This is a genomic window from uncultured Wocania sp., from assembly GCF_964021735.1.
In the GTDB taxonomy this organism is placed as follows: Bacteria; Bacteroidota; Bacteroidia; order Flavobacteriales; family Flavobacteriaceae; genus Wocania_A.
In genome coordinates, this window is record NZ_CAXIBN010000206.1 from 1 (window position 1) to 5,168 (window position 5,168).

The window sequence follows — 5,168 nt, forward strand, 5'->3', positions numbered from 1 at the left end:
TTAAACGAACTACTTAAAAACTAATTATTTTTTCCTTTCAATCACATAATTCACCATAAGTTTTAGTGAATTTTTATATTCTGAATCTGGGTAAGTTTCTAACAATTGTAACGCTTCGGTTTGAAACGCTTTCATTTTGTTAATAGCATAATCTAAACCACCATTTTCTTTTACAAAAGCAATCACTTCTTTAACGCGTTTGGTATCTTTATTATGATTTTTAATAGAATTGATTAGCCAACGTTTATCTTTCTTTGAAGCTTGATTGAGCACATAAATTAAAGGCAACGTCATTTTTTGTTCCTTAATATCAATTCCTGTTGGCTTACCTATTTGTGTGTCTCCATAATCAAACAAATCGTCTTTTATTTGAAATGCCATACCTATAAGCTCTCCAAACTTTCGCATGGTTTCAACATCTTGAGAATCTGGTTTTACCGATGCTGCCCCTAAACTACAACACGCCGCAATAAGTGTTGCTGTTTTTTGACGAATAATCTCGTAATAAATAGCTTCTGTAATATCTAATTTTCTAGCTTTCTCAATTTGAAGTAGTTCACCCTCGCTCATTTCGCGAACAGCAATGGATATGATTTTAAGTAAATCGAAATCGTTATTATCAATAGACAACAACAAGCCTTTAGAGAGTAAATAATCGCCAATTAAAACGGCTATTTTATTTTTCCAAAGAGCGTTTATAGAGAAAAAACCTCGACGACGATTACTATCGTCCACCACATCATCGTGTACCAAAGTAGCTGTGTGGATCAATTCTATAACTGATGCGCCTCTGTAAGTACGCTCACTTACTTCGCCATTGGACACCATTTTAGATACCAAAAACACAAACATGGGTCGCATTTGTTTCCCCTTTCGGTTAACAATGTAATGCGTAATTCTATTAAGTAAAGCGACTTTACTAGACATAGAAAGTTGGAACTTCTGCTCGAAAAGATCCATTTCGTAAGCTATAGGCTGCTTTATTTGTTCTACTATTTTCATTTGAAGATTCAAAGATAGTATTTCAGATGAAATATGAGATATAAATGTATGAGATTCCTGCCTGCTCAGGAATGACAATTTGATTAACTTTTATTGGCTAATTGACCGCAAGCCGCATCAATATCTTTACCTCTACTTCGGCGAACATTAACCACTATTCTGTTTTTTTCTAAGGTACGAATATAGTTTTCTAAAGCTTCGTTTGTTGCTTGTTGAAAATCACCATCATCAATGGGGTTGTACTCTATAATATTAACTTTACAAGGCACATATTTACAAAACTTTACAAAAGCATCAATATCTTTTTGAGTATCGTTAATCCCTTTCCAAACCACATATTCGTAACTTATTTTACGATTTGTTTTTTCGTACCAGTATTCTAAAGACTCTTTTAAATCTTTTAAAGGAAATGTTTCGTTAAAAGGCATAATACTGGTTCTAACTTCATCGATAGCTGAATGTAGTGATACAGCTAAATTAAATTTCACGGCATCATCCGCCATTTTTTTAATCATTTTTGGTACCCCAGAAGTTGAAACTGTAATTCGTTTTGGCGACATCCCTAAACCTTCGGGCGATGTAATTTTATCGATGGCTTTAATAACGTTATTATAATTCATTAATGGTTCGCCCATACCCATAAATACAATATTACTTAACGGACGATTGTGATATAACCTACTTTCGTTATCAATAGCAACCACTTGGTCGTAAATTTCGTCTGGGTTTAAATTACGCATGCGTTTTAAACGTGCAGTTGCACAAAACTTACAATCTAAACTACAGCCTACTTGACTTGACACACAGGCTGTTGTTCGTGTTTTCGTTGGAATTAAAACCGACTCGACTATTAATCCATCGTGTAAGCGTACTGCATTTTTAACTGTACCATCACTACTACGCTGCATGGTATCAACTTTTATGTGATTAATCACAAAATTATCTTCGAGCATTTGACGTGTTTCTTTTGAAACATTAGTCATATCTTCGAAAGTATGTGCAGATTTTTGCCAAAGCCATTCATAAACTTGATTGCCTCTAAAGGCTTTATCACCTTGCTTTACAAAGAAATCTCTTAATTGTTCTTTGGTTAATGCGCGTATGTCTTTTTTCTTATCTGTCATAAGTTTTGCAAAAATAGTGAAAGGAATTTCGATTGACGAATTACGACAGACGATTTTTAATTGGAGTTAGGGTTAGCATTAGGGATTGATGCGGCATCCTTTTTTGAGGCACGAGAAAAAGATATAGCGGAAAGCCCGACCCTTTTGGGGAATGCCCAAAAAATTGAGATACTGAAACAAGTTCAGCACAAGAAAAAGCCTTGTAAAAAACAAGGCTTTTAAGTATTTATATGATTAACATGGCGTCGCCGTAGCTGTAAAATTTATATTTTTCTTTTACGGCTTCGTCATAGGCCTTTTTTATAAAATCGTGACCTGCAAAAGCAGAAGCCATCATTAATAGAGTTGATTTTGGTGTGTGAAAATTAGTAATCATGCAGTTTGCGATACTAAAGTCGTATGGTGGGAAAATAAATTTATTGGTCCAACCATCAAATTCATTTAGCTTTCCGCTTGATGATACTGCACTTTCTATCGCACGCATAGCTGTTGTACCTACTGCACAAACACGTTTTTTATTTTTTAATGCGTTATTTACAATGCTTACTGCTTTATCATCTATTTTTAACTCTTCACTATCCATTTTGTGCTTAGATAAATCTTCAACCTCAACAGGGTTAAAAGTTCCTAATCCTACGTGAAGTGTTACTTCTGCAAAATCAATACCTTTAATTTCTAACCGTTTTAATAAATGTTTAGAAAAATGCAATCCAGCAGTTGGAGCGGCTACAGCACCTTCGTTTTTAGCGAAAATAGTTTGGTAACGGTCTTCGTCTTCTGGCTCAACATCTCTTTTAATGTATTTTGGAAGTGGTGTTTCTCCTAGTTCTGTTAATTTTCTACGGAACTCTTTATAAGATCCATCATATAAAAAACGTAAAGTACGCCCTCTTGATGTGGTGTTATCTATAACCTCGGCTACTAAAGTATCGTCATCACCAAAGTATAGTTTATTACCAATTCTTATTTTTCTTGCAGGATCTACTAAAACATCCCAAAGGCGTTGTTCTTCGTTTAATTCTCTCAATAAAAACACTTCAATTCTAGCTCCAGTTTTTTCTTTATTACCGTATAATCTAGCAGGAAATACCTTGGTGTTATTAAGAATCATAACATCGTCTTGATCAAAATAATCAATAAGATCTTTAAACATTTTGTGCTCGATGGTTTGCTCTTTTCTGTTTAAAACCATTAAACGCGATTCGTCTCTATTCTCTGCTGGATATTCTGCTAATAATTCGTCTGGTAAATTAAACCCAAAGTGTGATAATTTCATTGAAAACGTTTATTTATTATATGTTTAATTGTTTATAATCAATGCTCTAAAAATTACAAACGGCTGCAAATATACAATCTGCGCATAGGCCTTGTCAAGTAAATGAGTGATTATTATTCAGATATTTTAAATCCAATGGATTTTAAATCGTCCCAAAACGTTGGATATGATTTTGAAACTACCATAGCATCTTCTATAATAATTGAAGTTTTTAATGCTAAAGGCGCAAAAGCCATTGCCATTCTATGATCATGATAAGTTTCAATTGAAATCATTTCTTTTATTGATTTAGAAGCATGTAAAAGCAATGAATCGTTTGTTATATCTACCTTTCCTCCTAATTTTTCAATTTCGGTTTTTAAAGCTACTAACCTATCAGTTTCTTTTATTTTAAGCGTATGAAGCCCTTTTAAATCGCAAGGAACTCCTAATGCAAAACAGGTTACAGCAATAGTTTGTGCAATATCTGGAGCGTTTACTAAATTAAAGGTTTTAGGTGTTAGGTTTTGAGCTTCCTTTTTTAAGATGATTGTATTATTTAAAAATGTAGTTTCAACCCCAAATTCTTTATAAATATTAACTAAAGCAGAATCACCTTGCAGTGAGTTTTCTTTATATGATGATAATGTAATTTCGGTACCTACTTCGCTTAATGCTACAATACTAAAATAGTACGATGCCGAAGACCAATCTGATTCTACAGTTAAGGTTTTTGATTTTAGGTTTTGGGTTTTGGGTTTTACAGTAATGGTGTTATTTATAAAAGAGGATTCAACACCTATTTCATCTAATAAACTCAATGTCATTTTTATATATGGAACTGAAGTGATTTCGCCCTCTAAGGTTAGCACAATTCCATTTTCAAGTTTTGACGCTATTAATAATAAAGCAGAAATATATTGACTGCTTACATTGGCTTTTAGCGATACTTTATTTTTAGTTAACTTATTCCCTTTTATTTTTATTGGAGGAAAGCCTTCATTTTCCACATAACTTATATCTGCTCCTAAATCTTGTAAAGCATCAACCAAAATTTTAATTGGTCGTTCTTTCATTCTTTTAGAGCCTGTAAGCGTTACTTCTTGCCCTTCTTGAATAGAAAAATAGGCTGTTAAAAATCGCATAGCAGTTCCTGCATGATGGATATCTACAATATTAGATGATGAAATCAATGCTTTTGTCATTAGTTGACTATCATCTGAATTTGAAACATTTTCTAAACATATCTCTGGGTATAATGCTTTTAATAGTAATAATCTGTTAGATTCACTTTTAGAACCTGTTATTGTAATTTCAGATTTACAGCTTGTGTTTTTTGATTTTTGAAGTGTAATACTACCCATTGTAAAATTGTCTAGCGTCTTAAAGCTTGCAAATTTACTCGATAATCGAGATTAATACTATGGAATTTTGTGTTTTTTTGAGTTTACCAAAATTCTTAGGGTGTATTATTTTAAGAATGTCATTTCAATTTATCATTATTATGATGTCTATCGTGGTCTCGTTTTGCTTTCTTTTCCATTCTTTTATCAAACGCGTTTTGTAAATCTACGCCTGTTTGATTGGCTAAACACAATACTACAAACAATACATCTGCTAATTCTTCGCCTAAATCTTTGTTCTTATCGCTTTCTTTTTCACTTTGTTCGCCATAACGACGTGCTATAATTCGGGCTACTTCACCAACCTCTTCGGTAAGTTGAGCCATATTGGTAAGTTCATTAAAGTAGCGTACACCGTGTTGGTTAATCCAATCGTCAACTATT

At 33.1% G+C, this 5,168-nt stretch carries 5 protein-coding genes; all 5 read right to left on the reverse strand.

The annotated features are described in order from the left end of the window. Window positions 1–24: 24 nt before the first annotated feature. Window positions 25–1,002, reverse strand: coding sequence for a polyprenyl synthetase family protein (locus tag AADI82_RS13590; protein WP_341216968.1), 978 nt, complete (start codon window positions 1,000–1,002; stop codon window positions 25–27). Between the two features lie 83 nt (window positions 1,003–1,085). Then, window positions 1,086–2,126: a 23S rRNA (adenine(2503)-C(2))-methyltransferase RlmN gene (gene rlmN, locus AADI82_RS13595; RefSeq protein ID WP_341216969.1), complete on the reverse strand. Its 1,041-nt coding sequence runs from the start codon at window positions 2,124–2,126 to the stop codon at window positions 1,086–1,088. A 226-nt stretch (window positions 2,127–2,352) separates the two neighbouring features. Then, on the reverse strand, window positions 2,353–3,402 hold the full coding sequence (queA, locus tag AADI82_RS13600) for a tRNA preQ1(34) S-adenosylmethionine ribosyltransferase-isomerase QueA (protein WP_341216970.1): 1,050 nt from the start codon (window positions 3,400–3,402) through the stop codon (window positions 2,353–2,355). A 113-nt stretch (window positions 3,403–3,515) separates the two neighbouring features. After that, a complete protein-coding gene (locus AADI82_RS13605) occupies window positions 3,516–4,745 on the reverse strand; it encodes a 3-phosphoshikimate 1-carboxyvinyltransferase (protein ID WP_341216971.1) in 1,230 nt (409 codons plus the stop codon). 119 nt (window positions 4,746–4,864) lie between these two features. Then, entirely contained in the window at window positions 4,865–5,167 is a 303-nt protein-coding gene (locus tag AADI82_RS13610) for a nucleotide pyrophosphohydrolase (protein ID WP_341216972.1), read from the reverse strand. Window position 5,168: the final 1 nt, after the last annotated feature.